We start from the raw sequence: 19,193 nt of genomic DNA, 5'->3' as shown, positions 1-19,193 counted from the left end.
AACCTACTTCAGGAAGCGGTCGACGTAGGGCGCGAACCGGGCCCGCAGATCTTCCTCGGCGAGTCCGAACATCTCGAATGACGTGGCCACAGTCCCCAGCCGGCCGCGTTGATGGCCGCCCAGGTAACCGGTGATCGCCGCACGCGCCGCGTCGGTGAACGGTTCGCCGGCCAGCGCGTAGAGCCGCTCGGCCACGCCGAGTTCGTCGGCCATGAAGTCGTCGAAACGGACGTCGACGGAACGGTCCGGGCCGATCACATCGCGGTCGCGGACCAGGGCGTTGAGCATCTGCTCGAGGCGGTCGATCCAGTAACCGGCGATCTGCTCGACCGGCACCGGTGAGCGGTGCATCCGCGCGGAGTAGGTGATCATCGCGACCATCGACAGCGCCACCGGCACCGGGTCGCGGTGCGTGAAGACGACGATGCTGTCCGGAAACACTCCGTTCAGCACCGGCACCTGCTCGAGATGCTGAGGAGACTTGAGCAGCCAGCGCTCGCCACCGCGCAGAAACTGCATCGCCTTGAGCTGCGTGGCGAGGTATCGGTAGTGCGGCGACTGATCGTGGGCCTGGTAGTAGTCGCGCCAGGCGGGCACGTGGGCGAGCGTCTCGAACAGCATCGTCGAAAAGTCGTTGGCCAGCAGTTGAATCTCTTCGTGGACGTGGTCGGTGGTCATCTCGTGCATGAGAGGGAAATGCGGCATCACCAGGTTGATCACACTGACTGCGACGTCCATGCGCGCGCGCCGCGGATCCGGCTCGATGCCGGCTTCCGACGCCAGCGGAAACGGCTCGTTGCTCTCCCAGTACGGCATGGTGCGGAAGGTGGGCGCTGAGGCCAGCAGATTGTGCAGGTGGGTGGTGCCGGTGCGGGGCAGCCCGGCGATCACCACCGGGGAGCGCAGTTCGATGTCGTTGATCTCGGGGTGGCGACGCAGCAGATCGGCCAACAACAGTCTGTTCTTCAGCAACTGCAACAACTGTCCATAGAAGTTGACCACCCCGGCCGGGTGCAGGCCGTCGATGTCGCGCAGCGCCGACAGGTAAACTTCGAGCCGTTCCCGGTAGTCCGCGGGACCGAAATCCTGCAGGCCGGTATCGGCACTTGCCCTGGCGCACAATGCATCTGCATCCAGTCGGCACTCCGGGGCCATGGTGGCCATCATGTCCAGGATCGGCTGCGCCTCGGCGCTGAAACGGGGTTCGGCCAGATCATCGAGCACTACGGATTCGGTCACGGCGAATTATGTTACTCTGAGTTTCGTAATGGTAGAAGAGCTCGGTCGGCCTCGTGATCCGCGCATCGACGCGGCGGTGCTGGACGCCACGGTCGAGCTGCTGGCCGAAACGGGTTACCCAGGCCTGCTGGTGTCCGCCATTGCCAGGCGCGCCGGCACCAGCAAGCCCGCGATCTACCGGCGCTGGCCGAGCAAGGCGCACCTCGTGCACGAGGCGGTGTTTCCCATCAGCGCCGCGACCGACATCCCCGACACCGGCTCGCTGCGCCGCGATCTGCGCGAAATGATCTGTCGTACAAAGGATGTCCTGAGCACCCCGGCAGCCAAGGCGGCACTGCCCGGCCTGATCGGCGAGATGGCGGCGGACCCCAGCCTGCATTCGGCGCTACTGGAGCGCTTCGGCGGCCTCATCGGCGGCGGACTGAACGACCTACTCGCGAAAGCGTCGGCGCGGGGCGAAATCCGGCCGGATGTGTCCGCTCCCGAACTCGCCGAAGCGGTGGCGGGGGTGACGCTGCTGGGCCTGCTGACCCGTCCCGCCGCACTCGATGACACCTGGATCGACCGCACTACGACGTTGCTCCTGACCGGGATCGTGAAAGGAACCACAGCATGACGACGCACGAATCGACGGCAGCCTGGCGTCAATTGCTCAGTGCCCTGGGCGAACTCGACCGTTCATTTCTCGAAGGCGATCGCGCGGTGACCGACGACCGGCACGTCGGCGATGGCTACCGCATGCTCGGCGCCACCCTCGGCGTGGCACTCGACAGCTACCTGTTCACCGAGCCCGGTCGTCCCCAGTTCGTCGCGGTGAACACGCCGTTCCGGCGCGATCGCCGGTGGGGCGGCGACAACACCGACGCCTACTACTACATGTGCCCGGTTGACCCGAGTCGCCGCTACCGCATCAGCGGCAATAAGGGTGACAGCGTGTACTTTTCGGTGACGGCGTACAACGAACCCTCACCAGGAGCCTGGTCGGACCGGGTGGTCGCGATCGTCCGCGACACCGACCTCGAGATCGACGCCGACGGCAACTTCTCCTTCGAGTTCCCGCCGACGCCGGACGCTGCCGCACTGATGACGCGCGACTACCAGGCGGACCCGCTGACCGGCCGCCCCGTCGTCTGGAATATCGAGGCACTCGATGAGCCGGACCCGATCCGGCACGGCGACTCCGAGACCGCGGCCAGGCTGCGCGCGGCGACCGCCTGGTTGCGCACCATGTTCGCCATCGTGCCGCTGCCGGTCGGGACCCGCGCCGACGACGCTCATGCACTCGGGCACGAAGTCGCCCATGCCGCAAACGAATTCGCGGAGCCCTACCAGGTCCCCGACGCCAACTTCGGCTGGTCGGCCCGCGACGCATGCTACGCCTACGGCAGCTTCGTGCTGGACGAAGACGAGGCGCTGGTCATCACGCACCGACCGCCGTCGTGCCGGTTCTGGAACATGGTGGTGTGGAACCAGTTCATGGCCACCTACGGACCGGTCGATGCACGTTGTTCGGTCAACGGGCACAGCGCGGTTCCGAACAGTGACGGGTCGGTGACGATCGTGTTGTCCGCTGCCGCGACGCCGCACCCGAATTCGCTGACGACACTGGGCTACCCGCGTGGGAATCTCGCGTTCCGCTGGTTCCTCGCCGACTCGGTGCCCGCGCGTCCGGAGGTTCAGTTGGTCAAGGTGGCGGAGGCGCCGACCGCGCCCGCTTAACCCTCGCCGAGCGTGACATGGTGGCGGGAAAATCGCGAAAACCGCGCCCTCAGTTCACGTTCGACGCTACGTGGCGCGTACCAACTCGATCGCCCGGCCCAGCGTCTCGAGCTTTTCGCCCAGCGTCTCGCCGGCCGGGTACAGCCGCACGGTGTTCACACCGGCATTGCGCCACACCGCAAGCCGGTCGCGCACCATCTCCTCGGTGCCGATCAGCGTGGTGGCCAACACCATCTCGTCGGTGATCAGCGCCGCAGCCCCCGGCCGGTCGCCGGTCTGCCAGCGTTCCCGCACCGCGGCGGCCACCTCGCTCCAGCCCTGCCGGGCATAAGCCCGGTTGTAGAAGTTGGTGCTGGCCGAACCCATGCCGCCGAGGCTGAACGCCAGTTCCGTTTTGCGTCCGGCCACCATCTCGCGCAACGCGTCTTCGTCCGGGGCGAACGCGACCTCGGCGCCCTGACAGATGTCGAGGTCGGCACGGGCGCGACCGGATGCGGCCAGGCCCTCGTCCAGGTGGGCGAAGTAGGCCTGGTCCGCGCCCTCGGGGACGAAGCTGGTGCCCAACCAGCCGTCGGCGAGTTGACCGGTGAGTCGCAGCATGGCCGGCGACAGGGTGGCCAGGTAGATCGGGATCGGATGCTCGGGCCGGGTCGACAACCGCATCGGTCTCGACTCGCCGCCCGGTCGCGGGATCTGGAATTCCCTGCCGGAATAGGAGATTTTGCCGCCCTCGAAGACCTGCCGCACGATCTCGACGGTCTCGCGGATGCGGGACAACGGACGGTCGAATGCGATGCCGTGCAGGCCCTCCATGACCTGGGGTCCCGAGGCGCCCAGGCCGAGCAGGAAGCGGCCCCCGGACAGGTTGGACAAGGTGATCGCCGTCTGCGCGACCAACACCGGCGACCGGGTACCGACCTGGATGATGCCGGAACCGAGGAGCATCTCGTCGGTGCGTGCGGCGAGATAGCCCAGCGCCGACGGGGCGTCGGCTCCCCACGCCTCGGCGACCCAGCACATGTCCAGGCCGAGCCGCTCGGCCTCGACCACGAACTCGACGGTTTCGGCCGCGTGCGCGGTTTGGGAAGCGGACAATTCGACCGTGGTCGCGGTGCGCATCACCGCACCCCGTGCTCGGCCAGCCTCTTGATCGCGGCCAGGGTCTTGTCGATCGCGGCCTCGAACTCCCGCATCCGGACGAAGACGATCTTCTGTTCCTTGTCCGGCATCGCATCGATGGCGTTGGACAGTCCGGAGCGGCCCGGGCCCATCTGCGTCCAGAACGAGAGCACGGTGCCGCCGTCGCGCGGTGTCAGCCGAAACCGCCAGGTCGCCGCGGGATATTCGGGTTCACCGACGGCCCAGGCGAATTCGCGGGGGCGGTCAAAAGCAACGATGTGCGAAGTGGTGGTCCAGCGTCCGAAAGCATCATGTTCGTTGTGCCCGACGAACCGGGCGCCGACCCGGGGCTCGCTGACTCCGTCCAGCCACGCCACGGATTGCAGTTCGTTGCTCAGCGTCGGCATCAACTCGATGTCGGAGACCAAACTCCACACTCGCTGGGGTTCGGCGTCGACCCAGGTCCACGATTCCACCGTCGGTTTGTCCGAATATCGCGCACCGGTCCACTCCATTCGGCCCATTCTCCACCCGAAAGCTCGGAGCATCGATTCCTCGAGCCCCGGGCTTCGGTTGAGCGGATCAGGTTAGGCGGCGATCAGCTCCTTTTCAGCAGCCTTCGGCTCGGCCTTGGCCTTGCGCCCCCACGAATCCGGGACGCTGAGCCGGATGATCTTGCGAACCACGGTGCCGAACTGCTTGAGCAACGGCCCCTTGTTGTACGGAATGCCGTAGCGCTCGCAGATTTCCTGGACCTCGGGCGCGATCTTCGGGTACCGACGCGCCGGCATGTCCGGGAACAGGTGGTGCTCGATCTGGTGCGACAGGTTGCCGGACAGCACATGGAAGATGTTGCCCCCGGTCAGGTTGGCCGATCCGAGCACCTGGCGGAAGTACCACTGGCCGCGCGTCTCGTCCTTCGTCTCCTCGATGGTGAATTCCTGGGTGCCGTCCGGGAAGTGGCCGCAGAAGATGATCATGTACGACCACACGTTGCGCATCAGGTTGGCGGTGAGGTTGCCGGTGAAGACGAACGGCGCGAACGGGCCGGCCAGCAACGGGAAGGCGACGTAATCCTTGAGCGACTGGCGGCGCGTCTTCTTCCAGATCTCCTTCAGGGTGTCGCGCTTGTCGCGCAGGCTGATCTCACCGGAGCGGATCCGTTCGGTTTCCAGCTCGTGCAGCGCCACACCGTACTGGAACAGCACCATCAGCAGGAACGCGTAGACCGGGTTGCCCAGGAAGTACGGCGTCCAGCGCTGGTCCTCGCTCATCCGCAGGATGCCGTAGCCGATGTCACGGTCCATCCCGACGATGTTGGTGTGGGTGTGGTGCATGTAGTTGTGCGAGTGTCGCCACTGGTCGGCCGGGCAGGCGGTGTCCCACTCGAAGTCGCGGCCGGAGATGGTCGGGTCACGCATCCAGTCGTACTGGCCGTGCATGATGTTGTGGCCGATCTCCATGTTGTCCATGATCTTCGCGATGCCGAGCATCCCGGTACCCAGCAACCAGGCCGGCGGCAGGAACAGCAGGGCACGCCCACCGACTTCCAGCCCACGCTGGATCTTGATCATGCGGCGGATGTATTCGGCGTCCTCCTCGCCGAGATCGGCCATCTCGCGTTCCCTGATGGCGTCGAGCTCGCGGCCGAAGGCGTCGGCCTGCTCCTTGGTCAGCGTGATCTTGTTCTGTGACATGGCTTTCCTCCTTGAAGTGTGTGGTGGTTAAAGGGCTGCTAGAGGGCGATATCGACGTCGCCGACCGGAACGCTGACGCAGATCTGCACGTCCTCGTCGGGGGTGGTGGAGACGGCGCCGGTGACCAGATTGCGCACGGTGCCGGAAGTCTTGCGGCGCGTGCAGGTGTGGCAGATGCCCATCCGGCATCCGTTCTGCGGCTTGAGCCCGGCCGCCTCGGCCTGCTCCAACAGCGAGCGACCGTCGTCGGTGACCTCGACCTTGCTGTCCGCGAAGGCGACCCGGCCACCCGTGGGATTGGCCGGCGGCGCGAACACCGGTGGGACGAAACTTTCGGTGAACACATTTTCACAGAGGCCCGCGACAGCCTCGACCAAAGCGTCGGGCCCGCAGACGAACACCGCGTCGGGAGCCTCCATCGCGGCGGCCAGATGCTCGGCGCCGAAACGGCCTTGAAGGTCACCCGAACCCGAACGGGTGAACCCGTGCAATACCCGAACTCCGCGCATCGCCGCCAGTTCCTCGCGGTAGCACGCTTCCTCGGGGGTGCGGGCGTAGTGCACGAACGCGATTTCGCGTCCCTTGTCGCCTACGTGTCCCCGCGCGACCAGGGTGCGCAGCATCGACATCACGGGAGTGATTCCGCTGCCACCGGAAATGAATAGGATGCGCCGGGGCAGCCGCTCCGGCAGGACGAAGTCCCCACCGACCCCGTCCAGGCCGACCACCATGCCGCGGCGTGCCCGCTCGTACAGGTAGCTCGACACCAGACCGCCGTCGTGGACACCGATGGTCAGCTCGATCTCGGCGCTGCCTTCCACGTTGGCCGGGGAGTAGCACCGCGAGTGCATTCGGCCGTCGATCTCGACGGTCACGTTGACGAACTGGCCGGCCCGGGCGCGGTAACGCTCGGTGAACGCGTCGTTCGGTGCAAGCGTCAGGGTGACGCTGCGCGGCGTGGTCCGCCGCACGTCGACCACCTTGGCGCGGGCCTCGCCGGAGGTCCACGTCGGCGTTACCAGCTCGGTGTACCGGTCGACGCCGTGCGGCCCGGTGAGCAGATCAACGAGGTCGGAACTCAGGACTCGCTTGGCGATCGTCCGAGTGAAAGTTTGAGTGAACATGTGTACACCGTGACATCGATCGGCGCAGGTGGTCAAGGGTTTTCACCCATTCTGTGTTACGGTTCACATAGTGAACAGTCGTACTCCTAGCTCACACCCGCGGCGGTCGAGCCGGGAACGGGCCCGCGAAAGCACCCGTGACACGCCCTCGCGTGAGGAACGCAAGGAAGCGACCCGGCGGGCGATCATCGCCGCGGCGCTGAAGGCGCTCAATGACCGTAGTTTCAGCAATCTGAGCCTGCGCGAGGTGACCCGCGAAGCAGGGATCGTGCCCGCGGCCTTCTACCGGCACTTCGAGTCGATGGAGGCTCTCGGCCTGGTGCTGATCGACGAATCCTTCCGCAGCCTGCGCGACACCCTGCGGGGTGCCCGTGCCGGCAAGCTCGACCCGAGTCGGGTCATCGAGTCGTCGGTGGAAATCCTGATCGGCAGCGTCGCCGACCAGCGCGAGCACTGGCGCTTCATCTCCCGCGAACGCTCCACCGGGGTGTCCGTGCTGCGCTACGCCATCCGCACCGAGATCCGGCTGATCGTCTCGGAACTGGCCACCGACCTGGCGCGCTTCCCCCGGTTGAACGAGTGGAGCACCGAGGACCTCAACGTGCTGGCGAGTCTTTTCGTCAACGCGATGATCGTCACCGCCGAGGCCATTGAAGACGCCCAGAGCGCGGAGGCGCTCGAGGAGATTCACCGGATCGCGGTTAAACAGCTCCGCATGATCACAATCGGCGTCGCGTCGTGGAAGAGCGAACCCTGATCACTCGTCGACGACTTCGAACAGGGACTCACCGTCTTCCGGCGTGCCGTCGATCTGGCCGCGGTGCGCGCGTCCCGGGGTCACGTCGGGCGGCTCGACATCCGGGATGACATCCGGTTCTTCTTCGGCCAGCCGCTGATCCAGCGACTCCCCCTCGCGCTCTTCCCGCGCGGTCATGCCGAACTTGTCGGCCTCACTCCAGCCCTCGGGCGGGTCGACGACGATGTCGCCGTCGTCATTGCGAACTTCGTCGGAGTCGGTGGACTCGCTGGGGTCCAGAGTGTCGCCGGGGCCGGTTTCCATATCGGGGTGATTTCCCAGCGGCCTGGGTGCTAAACCCGCTCACACCGAAAGCGGATACCCACCGCTGACTTTCAGGGTTTCACCGGTGATAAACGACGCCTGGTCCGAACACAGGTAGAGCATCGCAGCCACCACGTCGTCCATCGTGCAGATCCGGTGCACCAGCTGGAGATCGTGCACGTAATCCTCGACCAGGGACCGCGGCACATCGGCGAGTGCGCTCTCGGTGTTGGTCATTCCCGGCGCAATCGCGTTGACGCGGATCAGGTCCGGCGAGAGTTCGGAGGCGAACGCGACCGTGAGGCCGCGCACCGCGAGCTTGGAGACGCCGTACGGGGTGCTGCTGGAGTAACCGGCCGTCGACGACATGTTCAGCACCACCCCGCCACCGCGGTCGCGCATCGAATCGCGGCATGCCAGAGTGCAATTGATCACGCCCATGACGTTGACGTCGAACATCCCGCGCAGGTCGTCCCGGGACAGCGCGCCGAACGGTTGGTTGTACTTCATCAGGTGCCGACCGGCGTTGTTGATGAGAATGTCTATGCCGCCGAATGTTTGGAGCGAAATCGCCACCGCGGCCTCAACCTGGTGTTCGTCGGCGACATCGCAGGGGACCGCGATCGCCTTGGCCCCGTCGGCATTCAACTCGGCGGCCGTCCGTCTTGCGCCCTCGACGTCGATCTCGGCGATCACGGCATTGGCGCCGCGGGCGGTGAGCGCCCGCGCGAAGGCCCGCCCGAGCCCCACGGCCGCGCCGGTGATGAACGCGGTTTTGCCGTCGAACGGCTGCGCGGTCACTGCGGGTCGCGCCACATCGGCCACAACGTCGGACCACCGTCGGGAATCGTGATCTCTCCGGTCACCCGGAAGCCGAAACGTTCGTAGTAGGGCACGTTTTCGGGTTTCGACGACTCCAGGTAGGCGGGACAGTACTCGGCGTCGCAACGTTGCAGCCGGGACCGCATCAGGACCTGGCCGAAACCTTGGCCACGGACGCTCGGGTCACTGCCGAGGACGGCGAGGTACCAGTGCGGTTCTTCGGGATGCGCGCGTTTCATGATCTCCTGCAGCGTCCGCCCGCGCTGGGATCGGGTGCCGAACGCCCACAGGAAGGTGGGCAGCTGCGCCAGTTCCGCCCAGCGCGATTCCTTCCACTGATTGGGCGGATCCCACAACGCGGCCGCACCGATGCCCGGTCCGTCACAGGCCACCTCCACGCCGCCGCGCGGCAGATGGTGGTGGCGGGTCATGGTGGCAAAGACCCGGCCCATGTGCTTTCGCCGCGCGTCGTCGTCGGGCAGGATCCACATCGTGACCGGATCGTCGAAGAACGCGCGGCCCAGCGTGCGGCTCAATTCACGGACATCAGCCTTACGCGCCGGACGCGCCTGTGCAGTCACGCCACTCACGGTAGGTGGGTCGCGCTGGGCGCGCCAGCCTGTCCAGTGAAGGTGTGATGACGAGGGGCGAGGGTATCCCGACGCGATGACCGGCATCTCGAGACGGGCGATGGCGCAACTGGCCGCCGGGGCCGGCATGGCCGCCGTCACCGGGCTGTCCGGTTGCCAATCGCGGGACGCGCCCGCACCGGCGCAGCCGCGCAATGTCGGATTCGTCCTGTCGCACGAGCAGTTCCGCACCGATCAACTCGTCGCGCAGGCGCAGGCCGCCGAAAAGGCCGGTTTCCAATACGTCTGGGCCAGCGATCATCTCCAGCCGTGGCAGGACAACCAGGGCCACTCCATGTTTCCGTGGCTGACGCTGGCGCTGGTGGGCAACAGCACCAGCCGCATCTCGTTCGGCACCGGGGTGACCTGCCCGACCTATCGCTACCATCCGGCGACGGTGGCACAGGCGTTCGCGTCGCTGGCCATCCTGAGTCCGGGCCGGGTGTTCCTCGGCCTGGGAACCGGCGAACGGCTCAACGAGCAGGCCGCCACCAACACCTACGGCAACTATGACGAACGCCACGACCGGCTGGTCGAGGCGATCAGCCTGATCCGCCAGCTGTGGAGTGGTCAACGAATCTCGTTTGCGGGCAAGTATTTTCAAACGAATGCGCTGAAGCTGTACGACGTACCCGCCGAGCCGCCACCGATCTTCGTCGCCGCCGGCGGCCCCAAGAGCGCCACGTTGGCCGGTCGGTACGGCGACGGGTGGATCGCCCAGGCCGCTGACATCAAGAACACCAAACTGCTCGCCGCTTTCGATGCCGGCGCCCAACAGGCCGGGCGCAACCCCGCCACCATGGGCAAACGTGCCGAGTTGTTCGCCGTCGTCGGGGATGGCGCGACGGCTGCGCGCGCCGCGGCCCTGTGGCGATTCACCGCCGGCGCCGTCGATCAACCCAACCCCGTCGAGATCCAGCGCGCCGCCGACACGAACCCCACGGACAGGGTGCTGGCGAATTGGGCGGTCGGCACCGACCCGGTGGCGCACATCAACGCGGTGCAAGCGGTTCTCGACGCGGGTGCGGTGCCGTTTCTGCACTTCCCGCAGGAAGATCCCACGACCGCGATCGATTTCTACCGCACCAGCGTGCTGCCGAAACTGCGCTGATCCTACGATGGTGTGACTCCATCAACGATGCCGGCGCGACGCTGCGCCGGGGAACGGTGGCCAACCGTGTGGGACTTCGAAACAGACCCGGAATACCAGGCCAAGCTCGACTGGGTCGAGAAATTCATGGTCGAGGAACTCGAACCGCTCGATCTCGTCGCGCTGGATCCATACGACAAGCAGAACGCCGAGATGATGGCGATCCTGCGGCCGTTGCAGCAGCGGGTGAAGGAGCAAGGGCTGTGGGCCGCCCACCTGACGCCCGAACTCGGCGGCCAGGGCTTCGGCCAGGTCAAACTGGCTTTGCTCAATGAGATCCTCGGACGTTCCCGCTGGGCGCCGTCGGTGTTCGGTTGCCAGGCACCGGATTCCGGCAACGCCGAGATCCTGGCGCTGTTCGGCACCGAGCAGCAGAAGGCGCGCTACCTGCAGCCACTGCTGGACGGCGAGATCACCTCCTGCTACTCGATGACCGAACCACAGGGGGGCTCGGACCCGGGGTTGTTCGTCACGTCGGCGACCCGCGACGGTGACGACTGGATCATCAACGGCGAGAAGTGGTTCTCCACCAACGCCAAACACGCTTCGTTCTTCATCGTCATGGCCGTCACCAATCCGGTGGGCCGCACGTACGAGAAGATGTCGCTGTTCATCGTGCCAGCGGAGACGCCCGGCATCGAGATCATCCGCAATGTCGGTGTGGGCGCCGAATCCGCCAAGCGCGCCACCCACGGCTACGTTCGCTACCGCGACGTGCGGGTGCCCGCCGATCACGTCCTGGGCGGCGAGGGGCAGGCGTTCATGATCGCGCAGACCCGACTCGGCGGCGGCCGCATTCATCACGCGATGCGCACAATCGCATTGGCGCGCCGGGCTTTTGACATGATGTGCGAGCGCGCGGTGTCCCGTCAGACCCGGCACGGGCGGCTGTCCGACTTCCAGATGACTCAGGAGAAGATCGCCGACAGCTGGATCCAGATCGAACAGTTCCGGTTGCTGGTGCTGCGCACCGCGTGGCTGATCGACAAGCACCACGACTACCAGAAGGTGCGCCGCGACATCGCGGCGGTGAAGGTCGCGATGCCCCAGGTGTTGCACGATGTGGCACAGCGGGCCCTGCACTTGCACGGCGCGCTCGGTGTCTCCGACGAGATGCCGTTCGTCAAGATGATGGTGGCCGCCGAGTCGCTGGGCATCGCCGACGGCGCGACCGAACTGCACAAGATGACCGTCGCCCGCCGCACGCTGCGCGAATATCAGCCTGTGACAACGCCTTTCCCGTCGCAGCACATCCCCACCCGCAAGGCCGAGGCGGAGGCGCGGCTGGCCGCGCGCCTGGAGCACTCCATCGCCGAGTTCTGACGCCCCGTGCGGCCCCCTAGGTGATGTAGCGGACGATGCTTTCGGCCACGCAGGCCGGCTTGGGTGAGTTTTCGATCTCGACGGTCGTGGAAACCACTGCCTGCACGGCGCCGTTGCCGACGTCGTCGACGCTGACCAGCGAACTGTTCGCGCGCACCCGCGACCCCACCGGCACCGGAGCCGGGAAGCGAACCTTGTTCAGGCCGTAGTTGATTGCCAGTTTGATGCCCTTGACGGTGTACATGTCGTGCTGCAGCCGCGGCAGCAGCGACAGGGTCATGAACCCGTGGGCGATGGTGGTCCCGAACGGCCCGTTGGCCGCTCTCTCGGGGTCGACGTGGATCCACTGGTGGTCACCGGTCGCGTCGGCGAACAGGTTGACCTCTTCCTGGCTGATCGTCACCCAGTCGCTCTGCCCGATGGTCTCCCCCGCGGCGGCGGCGAGGTCGGCGACTGACTCGAAGGTGCGCATGGTCTCTCCTCTGGTCCGGGTATGCATAGAACTTATGCGGCTCCTGCTGATCACCGACACCCACATCCCGAAACGCGCCCGCGACCTGCCCGCGCAGGTATGGGACGAGGTCGCCGCCGCCGACGTCGTCATCCACGCCGGGGACTGGGTGACGCCTGACCTGCTGGACCGGCTGGAAGCACGGTCGGCCCGGCTGATCGCGTGCTGGGGTAACAACGACGGCGACGAGCTGCGGTCCCGGCTGCCCGAGCGCGCGGACGTGGAGCTGGCTGGTCTGCGCTTCACGGTCATGCACGAGACGGGCGGCGCCGCGGGCCGTGACGCACGGATGTCCCGGCTCTATCCCGAGACCGACGTGCTGGTCTTCGGCCACAGCCACATCCCGTGGGATACCACGACGCCGACCGGACTGCGACTGCTCAATCCGGGGTCACCGACGGATCGTCGCCGTCAACCCTTCTGTACCTACATGACCGCATCGATCGAGCACGCGGCCATTGACGTGACCCTGCACCGGCTGCAGCGTCAGGCCTGATGACCGATGAGCATCTTCGGGCCTGCGGTGAGCCCGCCACTCGGCGTCGCCGCTCGCTGTTCGAAATACAACAGCTCCCACAGCGCCGTGTCGCTCGCGGTGTCGACGAGGCCGTCGTGACTGTGCTCGACGTTCACCTCACCCCTGAATCGGAGGTACGCCCCCGCCGACCCGAAGTCGAGTGTGGACACCTCCTGGTGCTGGCGGAATGTCACCCGGAAGGCGTGGGCGCCGACCGCGACGGAGTACTCCAGGCGATGGGCGACAGGGATGCCGGTCCCGGCATGGGTCGCGACGTCGGCCGCGGTGAACCCGATCGCTTCGGCACCGACCGCCGAGGCGACAATCTCGTCACCTCGTGCCACCATCACGGCCGGTAGTGGCGCGTTGTCGTAGTCACGGTGGCTGACGAACATCAGTGACACGACGGTGTATTCACCGACCCGGGCCCGTCCCCAATACCAGTGATCGAGCACTTTGCGCGGCGCCACGTTGCCCCAGTTGTGATCGTGGTACCCGGTGCCGGTGAGTTCGCGCACCTGCCCGGCCACGCTGATCGTGGCCCGCACCTGGCCCCGGGCCACCATCGGCAACCAGGCGATGTGATGCTGCTCCTCGACGCCGAAGAATACGTGGCCGCTGGCCGGTCGCCACGGCGGCACCTCCGGCATCAGGGTGAAATCGGCTCGGAGGTCGTCGATTTCAACGTGGATCTGGTACCCGTCTGCGCTGCGGCGAAAGGTGTTCGCGCCGATCCGGACATCGCAGTCGGCCACAGACGCCGCGAACGAATCGGCGTCGGTGGTCATGGTGTGGTCCGTCCGTTCCCCGTCGGCCGTTGTGACAGTCAACAGAACGAACGGCGTCAGAGGCGCTGCGGGAGAGACGAAGGGCGGTTTGGTGTGCATCTCCACCGTCACCGTCGACCCGTCATCCAGGTGGGCATCGAAATACCACCACTCGAAGGTGCCGCGGGTCCCGGCCGCGTCGCCGGTCCGCCAGCCGTCCTCCCAGAGCTCAATCTCATTGGGGCGCAGTCCGAGTCGGTCGTAGTGCCGCGGTTCGCAACCGATCAGAGCGTGGTTCTCCGGATACGTCATGCACCAGACGCTAGGCGGCGCGATAGTCGCGATTGCGACACCTCACATAGCATTTGCGACATGTTTATCGGCGTGATGGCGTTACCCGGATGCTGGGCCAGCGGGCTGGTCACGATCACCGACGTGATCCGCGGCGCCAACACGGCGCGGCAACAGGTAGCAACCGATATCGCCGAGATCGAGCTCGCGACCGTCGGAATCGATTACACGCCAGTGCCTGCCGCTGGCGGCCTGATGGTGCCGATAGACCTGACCGTCGACGACGCCGCCATGAGCCGGCTGGATCTGCTGGTGGTGCCCGCCCTCACAATGAACACGCCGGCGGGGGTCGTCGATGCCCTGATGCGAGACGAGGTCCAGGCAGCGCGCGCGGCGGTCCGCGACTGGGTACGGTCCGACCGTCCGGTGGCCGCGGCATGTACGGGAACGTTCGTGCTCGCGGACGCCGGTGTGCTCGACGAACACCAGGCGACGACGAGTTGGTGGCTCGCGGACGAGTTCGCGCGGCGCTTCCCGCGGGTCAGGCTGGACATGTCGCGCATGGTGATCGCCGACGGTTCGGTGACGACAGCGGGCGCCGCGTTTGCGCACATCGATCTCGCCATGCACATCGTCGCAGGCATCAGCCCCCAACTGGCCGACGCGACCGCCGCCATCCTGCTCTTCGACCGGCGCCCGGCGTCAAGCACCGCAGCCGCACAGACCTATCTGGCGACCACCGACCGCCTGGTCGTCGACTTCGAAGCGTGGATCCGCAAGAACCTCGATGGCAACGTCGATATCGCCTCCGCCGCCCTCGACCTCGGGACCACCCGGCGCACGCTGGAACGACGGGTTCGGCAGAGCCTGGGCGTAACGCCGTATGCGCTGCTGCAACGGGTCCGGGTCGAACATGCCCGGCACCTGCGCCAGACGACCTCCTTGAGGCTCGAGCAGATTGCCCTGATGGTCGGTTACAACTCCGCGTCGGCTTTGCGGCAGGCCATGCGCCGGGAATAAATAGCTCGCCTACAGAGCTATTATGGTCCGCGGTGACCACGCAGACCGATCTCGCCGCGGACGTGCCCCGGATCCTGGGCAGGTTCCGCCGTCAGCTGCGGCGGGCCGCCGGCACCGGGTATCCGTCCGGCCGGGTCTCCGAGTCGCAGGCCGAGCTGTTGCGCCTGGTCTCGCGGCGTCCGGGGGTGTCGGTCAGCGTCGCGGCCGCCGAGTTGGGCCTGGTGGCCAACACCGCCTCCACCCTGGTGTCCAAGCTGTCCAGCGCCGGCTTGCTGGAACGGACGGCGGACCCGGCGGACCGGCGGGTGAGCCGGCTGCGGCTCACGGATTCGGCGCAGCACGTGATGGACGCCACCGCGGCGACACGGCGGGCGGTGCTCACCGACCTGCTCAATGAGCTTGACGACCAGCAGATCGGGGTATTGGCCAAGGGGTTGGAGGTGCTCGAGGAGATGACCAAAAAGCTGCAGGAGCGATACACATGACCGAAGCAATTGACTGCCGGCACCTCACCTATCGCTACGGCGAGCACACGGCCGTCGACGACGTGACGTTCACGGTACGGCCCGGCGAGACGATGGGTCTGCTCGGTCCCAACGGCGCCGGTAAGACGACAGTGGTGCGGGTGCTGACCACGCTGGCGCCGGTGCAGCACGGCGAACTGCGGATCTTCGGGCTGGACGCGCAGAGCCAGACGATCGATATCCGCAGCAACATCGGGTATGTGCCGCAACAACTCTCGATCGAAACGGCGTTGACCGGCCGGCAGAACGTGACGTGGTTCGCCCGGTTGTACGGCGTCCCGCGCGCCGAGCGCACCCAGCGCGTCGAGCAGGCGCTGGCCGCCATGGATCTGCTCGATGTTGCCGACAAGCTGGCATCGAGCTACTCCGGGGGGATGGTGCGCCGCCTCGAGGTGGCCCAGGCCCTGGTCAACCGGCCCTCGCTGCTGGTGCTGGACGAACCGACCGTCGGCCTGGACCCGATCGCCCGCGACGGAGTGTGGACGCAGGTCCGCAAGATGCAGGAGCAGTTCGGTATGACCGTGCTGCTGACCACCCACTACATGGAAGAGGCGGACGCGCTGTGCGATCGGGTCGCCCTGATGCACCACGGCGCATTGCAGGCGGTGGGAACCCCTGCGGAGTTGAAGGCCGCCCTGTCGCCGGAGGCCACCCTCGAAGACGTGTTCCGCCACTATTCGGCAACCGGTCTGACCGAAGACTCCGCCGATATCAGTGAAATCCGTTCCACCAGAAGGGTTGCTCGCCGTGTCGGTTGATCACACCCACCCGTTTACCGTCGGCCTGGTCCGCGCTCCGCACGGATTGGACAGAGCCAGAGCAACATTGAGCCGCATCGGCGCATTCGCGATCGTGGAACTGCAGAAGCTGCGGCACGACCGGACCGAGCTGGTGATGCGCATGGTGCAGCCCGCGCTGTGGCTGCTGATCTTCGGCACCACGTTCAGCCATCTGCATGTCATCGACACCGGCAACGTGTCGTATCAGGCGTTTCTGGCACCGGGAATCATCGCTCAGTCGGCGCTGTTCATCTCGATTTTCTATGGCATCCAGATCATTTGGGATCGCGACGCCGGTGTTCTGGCGAAACTGATGGTGACCCCGGCGCCCGCGTCGGCCCTCATCACCGGCAAGTCGTTCGCGGCCGGTGTCCGGTCGGTCGCGCAGGTGGTCGGCGTGCTGGCCCTGGCCTATGTGATGGGCATCGGGCTGACCGTCAACCCACTGCGGATTCTGGGGGCGATGGTCGCCGTCATGCTCGGCGCCGCGTTCTTCGCCTGCCTGTCAATGACTTTGGCCGGTCTGGTGCGCAACCGCGACCGATTGATGGGGATCGGCCAGGCCATCACCATGCCGCTGTTCTTCGCGTCCAACGCTTTGTATCCGGTTGACGTGATGCCGAGCTGGTTGCACGCGCTGAGCAAGGTCAACCCGCTCAGTTACGAGGTCGACGTGCTGCGCGCGCTGCTGATCGGCACCCCGTTCCACCTCGCGGATGTCATCGTCCTCATTGTCGCGCCGATCGTCGGAATCATCACGGCGTCAACGTTTTTACGCCGACTCGTCGCATAGCGCATCCGCCGCCGGACGGGAAGACGGCGATACCCCTCCGGTGGCCATTCGTTACCCGAAAGTGACCACCTCAACGCGTCTCGGCGCCGACTCCTAATCGTTAGCCAACCGCGACAAAGTTCTACGGCCGCGACGGGCCGGCCGGCTCTGCCGCCTGTGTTTCACTCGCCCAAGAACAGATTCCACCGCACGAGCGGCAGATGAAAGTTGGGATGGGTAGAAACGATGAAGTTCGTTGAAAAGCTGCGTGGTGCAGCGACAACCATGCCTCGCAGGTTGGCATTCGCGGCTATAGGCGCTGCGCTGCTGACCGGTCTCGTCAGTGCGGTCGGCGGGTCGGCCACCGCGGGTGCGTTCTCCCGGCCGGGGCTGCCGGTCGAGTATCTGCAGATTCCGTCACAGGCGATGGGTCGCAACATCCGAGTCCAATTCCAGGGTGGCGGAGCGCATTCGGTCTACCTGCTGGACGGCCTGCGCGCCCAGGACGACTACAGCGGCTGGGACATCAACACCCCGGCATTCGAGGAGTTCTACAACTCCGGCCTCTCGGTGGTCATGCCGGTCGGCGGACAGTCCAGCTTCTACAGCGACTGGTACCAGCCGTCACAGGGCAACGGCCAGAGCTACACCTACAAGTGGGAGACCTTCCTGACCCGGGAGATGCCTACCTGGCTGCAGGCCAACAAGGGCACGTCCCCGGTAGGCAACTCCGTTGTCGGCCTTTCGATGTCGGGCGGCTCGGCGCTGGTGATGGCCGCGTACTACCCGCAGATGTTCCCCTACGCGGCCTCGCTGTCGGGCTTCCTCAACCCGTCCGACGGGTGGTGGCCGACGCTGATCGGGCTGGCGATGAACGACGCGGGCGGCTACAACGCCAACAGCATGTGGGGCCCGTCCAGCGACCCGGCCTGGAAGCGCAACGACCCGATGATGCAGATCCCGCGGCTGGTGGCCAACAACACCCGGATCTGGGTCTACTGCGGCAACGGCACACCCAGCGACCTCGGCGGCGACAACATGCCCGCGAAGTTCCTCGAAGGCCTGACGCTGCGCACCAACCAGCAGTTCCAGCAGACCTACGCGGCCAACGGCGGGCGCAACGGGGTGTTCCAGTTCCCGGGCAACGGCACCCACTCCTGGAACTACTGGAACCAGCAGTTGATGGCCATGAAGCCTGACATGCTGCAGGTGATCAACGCGGTCAACGCCGCGCCGGCGCCCGCTCCGGCACCGGCACCGGCCGCTCCGCCGGTCGCCGGCACCTGACCACTCCTCCACCAGACCCATCGGCAGCAGCGCAACGGCCAGCGCTGCTGCCGATGTTCTTTTTCCTAGGTAGCAGCGCACCCGGCCAGCGCTGCTGCCGATGTTCTTTTTGCAGCTAGCAGCGCACCCGGCAACTAATCAGTCCAGCAACCCCCGCCGGTCGGCGTGCAGGTAGGTGTAGCAGGTCGTCACCGCGCACACGAACGCGGCGACGCCGAGCATCTGAGTGCCGCTGACCACCAGACTGATCGCGCCCCCGATCGCGGCGCCCAACATGAACGTCGCGAGCATCATGAAATAGCCGAACCAGTCCTCGATTTTCCCGCCGGCGATGTGGCGCTCGATGCCCTGGCCCATCTTGACCAGGGTGCCGGTCACGTAACTCAGCGGCACCGACACTTCGCCGTCTTTGACGAAGGAAGTGTTCAGCGCCCCGATTCCGAAGACCACAAACATGATCGGCACGAAATCCAGCAGGGTTTGCTCCCAGCCGCCCAGCACGATGTCGAGGCCGGTGGCGAACACCAGGCAGAAAGTGGTCAGCACGGTCGGGCCGTGCGGGTGTTCCGCCCAGAAGCGGCGCCGGCACACCGAGGAGACGATCACGCCGGCCACAAAACACAACAGCAGGGTGCCCGCGCTCAGCGACAGCGTCATATCGTCGCGGAACACGCCCAGCACGGCACGCTGGGCGTTCCCGGTCATGAACGTTACGAAATACCCCTCGGAGTGGGTGAAGGCCGTGGCCCCCAATACCCCGGCCAACGCAGCCAGCACCCAGGCCAGTCTGGCTTCGCTGTCGTACATCTCTTTCTGCACATGAGCATGCTCCCAGAGACCCGC

At 66.2% G+C, this 19,193-nt stretch carries 22 protein-coding genes; 11 read left to right on the top strand and 11 right to left on the bottom strand.

Annotation, left to right across the window (positions count from 1 at the left end; genetic code table 11):
* Positions 1–3: 3 nt before the first annotated feature.
* The gene (locus C0J29_RS01945; RefSeq protein ID WP_371872512.1) at positions 4–1,167 is read right to left on the bottom strand and encodes a sulfotransferase family protein; all 1,164 of its coding nucleotides are present in this window, start codon (positions 1,165–1,167) and stop codon (positions 4–6) included.
* Between the two features lie 100 nt (positions 1,168–1,267).
* On the opposite strand from C0J29_RS01945, the gene C0J29_RS01940 reads away from it, so the two are divergent.
* Together C0J29_RS01940 and C0J29_RS01935 are read left to right on the top strand one after the other, a co-directional pair.
* Complete coding sequence (locus C0J29_RS01940) at positions 1,268–1,855, top strand: TetR/AcrR family transcriptional regulator (protein WP_120791374.1); 588 nt, start codon at positions 1,268–1,270, stop codon at positions 1,853–1,855.
* Complete coding sequence (locus C0J29_RS01935; protein ID WP_120791373.1) at positions 1,852–2,958, top strand: DUF1214 domain-containing protein; 1,107 nt, start codon at positions 1,852–1,854, stop codon at positions 2,956–2,958. Before C0J29_RS01940 ends, C0J29_RS01935 begins: the two co-directional genes overlap by 4 nt.
* 66 nt (positions 2,959–3,024) lie before the next feature.
* On the opposite strand, the gene C0J29_RS01930 is transcribed toward C0J29_RS01935, so the two are convergent.
* The 4 genes from C0J29_RS01930 to C0J29_RS01915 all read right to left on the bottom strand — a co-directional run bounded on the left by C0J29_RS01930 (position 3,025) and on the right by C0J29_RS01915 (position 6,898).
* A complete protein-coding gene (locus tag C0J29_RS01930; RefSeq protein WP_120791372.1) occupies positions 3,025–4,077 on the bottom strand; it encodes an LLM class flavin-dependent oxidoreductase in 1,053 nt (350 codons plus the stop codon).
* On the bottom strand, positions 4,077–4,592 hold the full coding sequence (locus C0J29_RS01925; protein ID WP_120791371.1) for an SRPBCC family protein: 516 nt from the start codon (positions 4,590–4,592) through the stop codon (positions 4,077–4,079). The genes C0J29_RS01930 and C0J29_RS01925 overlap by 1 nt, the downstream gene beginning before the upstream one ends.
* Positions 4,593–4,664: 72 nt before the next feature.
* On the bottom strand, positions 4,665–5,774 hold the full coding sequence (locus C0J29_RS01920) for a fatty acid desaturase family protein (RefSeq protein WP_065048229.1): 1,110 nt from the start codon (positions 5,772–5,774) through the stop codon (positions 4,665–4,667).
* Between the two features lie 38 nt (positions 5,775–5,812).
* On the bottom strand, positions 5,813–6,898 hold the full coding sequence (locus C0J29_RS01915; RefSeq protein WP_120791370.1) for a ferredoxin reductase: 1,086 nt from the start codon (positions 6,896–6,898) through the stop codon (positions 5,813–5,815).
* Positions 6,899–6,968: 70 nt separating this feature from the next.
* Here C0J29_RS01915 and C0J29_RS01910 point away from each other — a divergent pair, with 70 nt between their 5' ends.
* Positions 6,969–7,655 carry a TetR family transcriptional regulator gene (locus C0J29_RS01910; RefSeq protein WP_065048227.1) on the top strand — a complete coding sequence of 229 codons (687 nt, stop codon included), beginning with the start codon at positions 6,969–6,971 and terminating at the stop codon, positions 7,653–7,655.
* Here C0J29_RS01910 and C0J29_RS01905 read toward each other — a convergent pair whose 3' ends face one another.
* Genes C0J29_RS01905 through C0J29_RS01895 form a run of 3 tightly spaced genes read right to left on the bottom strand, consistent with a single transcriptional unit; the run spans position 7,656 to position 9,361 of the window.
* Positions 7,656–7,958 carry a hypothetical protein gene (locus C0J29_RS01905; protein ID WP_065048226.1) on the bottom strand — a complete coding sequence of 101 codons (303 nt, stop codon included), beginning with the start codon at positions 7,956–7,958 and terminating at the stop codon, positions 7,656–7,658.
* A gap of 39 nt (positions 7,959–7,997) precedes the next feature.
* Complete coding sequence (locus tag C0J29_RS01900) at positions 7,998–8,774, bottom strand: SDR family NAD(P)-dependent oxidoreductase (protein WP_120794495.1); 777 nt, start codon at positions 8,772–8,774, stop codon at positions 7,998–8,000.
* Positions 8,756–9,361 (bottom strand): GNAT family N-acetyltransferase, encoded by a 606-nt coding sequence (locus C0J29_RS01895; protein WP_065048454.1) that lies wholly within the window; start codon positions 9,359–9,361, stop codon positions 8,756–8,758. The genes C0J29_RS01900 and C0J29_RS01895 overlap by 19 nt, the downstream gene beginning before the upstream one ends.
* 85 nt (positions 9,362–9,446) lie before the next feature.
* Between C0J29_RS01895 and C0J29_RS01890 the strand changes: the two genes are divergently transcribed.
* Positions 9,447–10,520, top strand: a complete 1,074-nt coding sequence (locus tag C0J29_RS01890; protein WP_120791369.1) for a F420-dependent hydroxymycolic acid dehydrogenase — start codon at positions 9,447–9,449, stop codon at positions 10,518–10,520.
* Between the two features lie 66 nt (positions 10,521–10,586).
* Positions 10,587–11,882, top strand: coding sequence for an acyl-CoA dehydrogenase family protein (locus C0J29_RS01885; protein WP_197519209.1), 1,296 nt, complete (start codon positions 10,587–10,589; stop codon positions 11,880–11,882).
* Between the two features lie 16 nt (positions 11,883–11,898).
* Here C0J29_RS01885 and C0J29_RS01880 read toward each other — a convergent pair whose 3' ends face one another.
* Positions 11,899–12,354 (bottom strand): MaoC family dehydratase, encoded by a 456-nt coding sequence (locus C0J29_RS01880; RefSeq protein ID WP_120791368.1) that lies wholly within the window; start codon positions 12,352–12,354, stop codon positions 11,899–11,901.
* A 34-nt stretch (positions 12,355–12,388) separates the two neighbouring features.
* On the opposite strand from C0J29_RS01880, the gene C0J29_RS01875 reads away from it, so the two are divergent.
* Positions 12,389–12,889 carry a metallophosphoesterase family protein gene (locus C0J29_RS01875; RefSeq protein WP_120791367.1) on the top strand — a complete coding sequence of 167 codons (501 nt, stop codon included), beginning with the start codon at positions 12,389–12,391 and terminating at the stop codon, positions 12,887–12,889.
* Here C0J29_RS01875 and C0J29_RS01870 read toward each other — a convergent pair.
* A complete protein-coding gene (locus C0J29_RS01870) occupies positions 12,880–13,989 on the bottom strand; it encodes a lipocalin-like domain-containing protein (protein WP_120791366.1) in 1,110 nt (369 codons plus the stop codon). The two genes, C0J29_RS01875 and C0J29_RS01870, sit on opposite strands and share 10 nt — an antisense overlap.
* Before the next feature lie 60 nt (positions 13,990–14,049).
* Here C0J29_RS01870 and C0J29_RS01865 point away from each other — a divergent pair, with 60 nt between their 5' ends.
* The 5 genes from C0J29_RS01865 (at position 14,050) to ag85C (ending at position 18,350) form a co-directional block, all read left to right on the top strand.
* Entirely contained in the window at positions 14,050–14,988 is a 939-nt protein-coding gene (locus C0J29_RS01865) for a GlxA family transcriptional regulator (protein ID WP_120791365.1), read from the top strand.
* 32 nt (positions 14,989–15,020) lie between these two features.
* The gene (locus tag C0J29_RS01860; protein WP_120791364.1) at positions 15,021–15,473 is read left to right on the top strand and encodes a MarR family winged helix-turn-helix transcriptional regulator; all 453 of its coding nucleotides are present in this window, start codon (positions 15,021–15,023) and stop codon (positions 15,471–15,473) included.
* The gene (locus C0J29_RS01855; protein WP_065048216.1) at positions 15,470–16,270 is read left to right on the top strand and encodes an ATP-binding cassette domain-containing protein; all 801 of its coding nucleotides are present in this window, start codon (positions 15,470–15,472) and stop codon (positions 16,268–16,270) included. The genes C0J29_RS01860 and C0J29_RS01855 overlap by 4 nt, the downstream gene beginning before the upstream one ends.
* Positions 16,260–17,084, top strand: a complete 825-nt coding sequence (locus C0J29_RS01850) for an ABC transporter permease (RefSeq protein ID WP_120791363.1) — start codon at positions 16,260–16,262, stop codon at positions 17,082–17,084. The genes C0J29_RS01855 and C0J29_RS01850 overlap by 11 nt, the downstream gene beginning before the upstream one ends.
* Before the next feature lie 225 nt (positions 17,085–17,309).
* Positions 17,310–18,350: a diacylglycerol acyltransferase/mycolyltransferase Ag85C gene (ag85C, locus tag C0J29_RS01845; protein WP_120791362.1), complete on the top strand. Its 1,041-nt coding sequence runs from the start codon at positions 17,310–17,312 to the stop codon at positions 18,348–18,350.
* Between the two features lie 138 nt (positions 18,351–18,488).
* Here ag85C and C0J29_RS01840 read toward each other — a convergent pair whose 3' ends face one another.
* Positions 18,489–19,169: a YoaK family protein gene (locus C0J29_RS01840; RefSeq protein WP_120791361.1), complete on the bottom strand. Its 681-nt coding sequence runs from the start codon at positions 19,167–19,169 to the stop codon at positions 18,489–18,491.
* Positions 19,170–19,193 lie beyond the last annotated feature (24 nt).

The sequence above is a fragment of the Mycobacterium paragordonae genome, from assembly GCF_003614435.1.
Classification (GTDB): domain Bacteria; phylum Actinomycetota; class Actinomycetes; order Mycobacteriales; family Mycobacteriaceae; genus Mycobacterium; species Mycobacterium paragordonae.
This window is presented reverse-complemented; position numbering and strand designations above follow the sequence as displayed.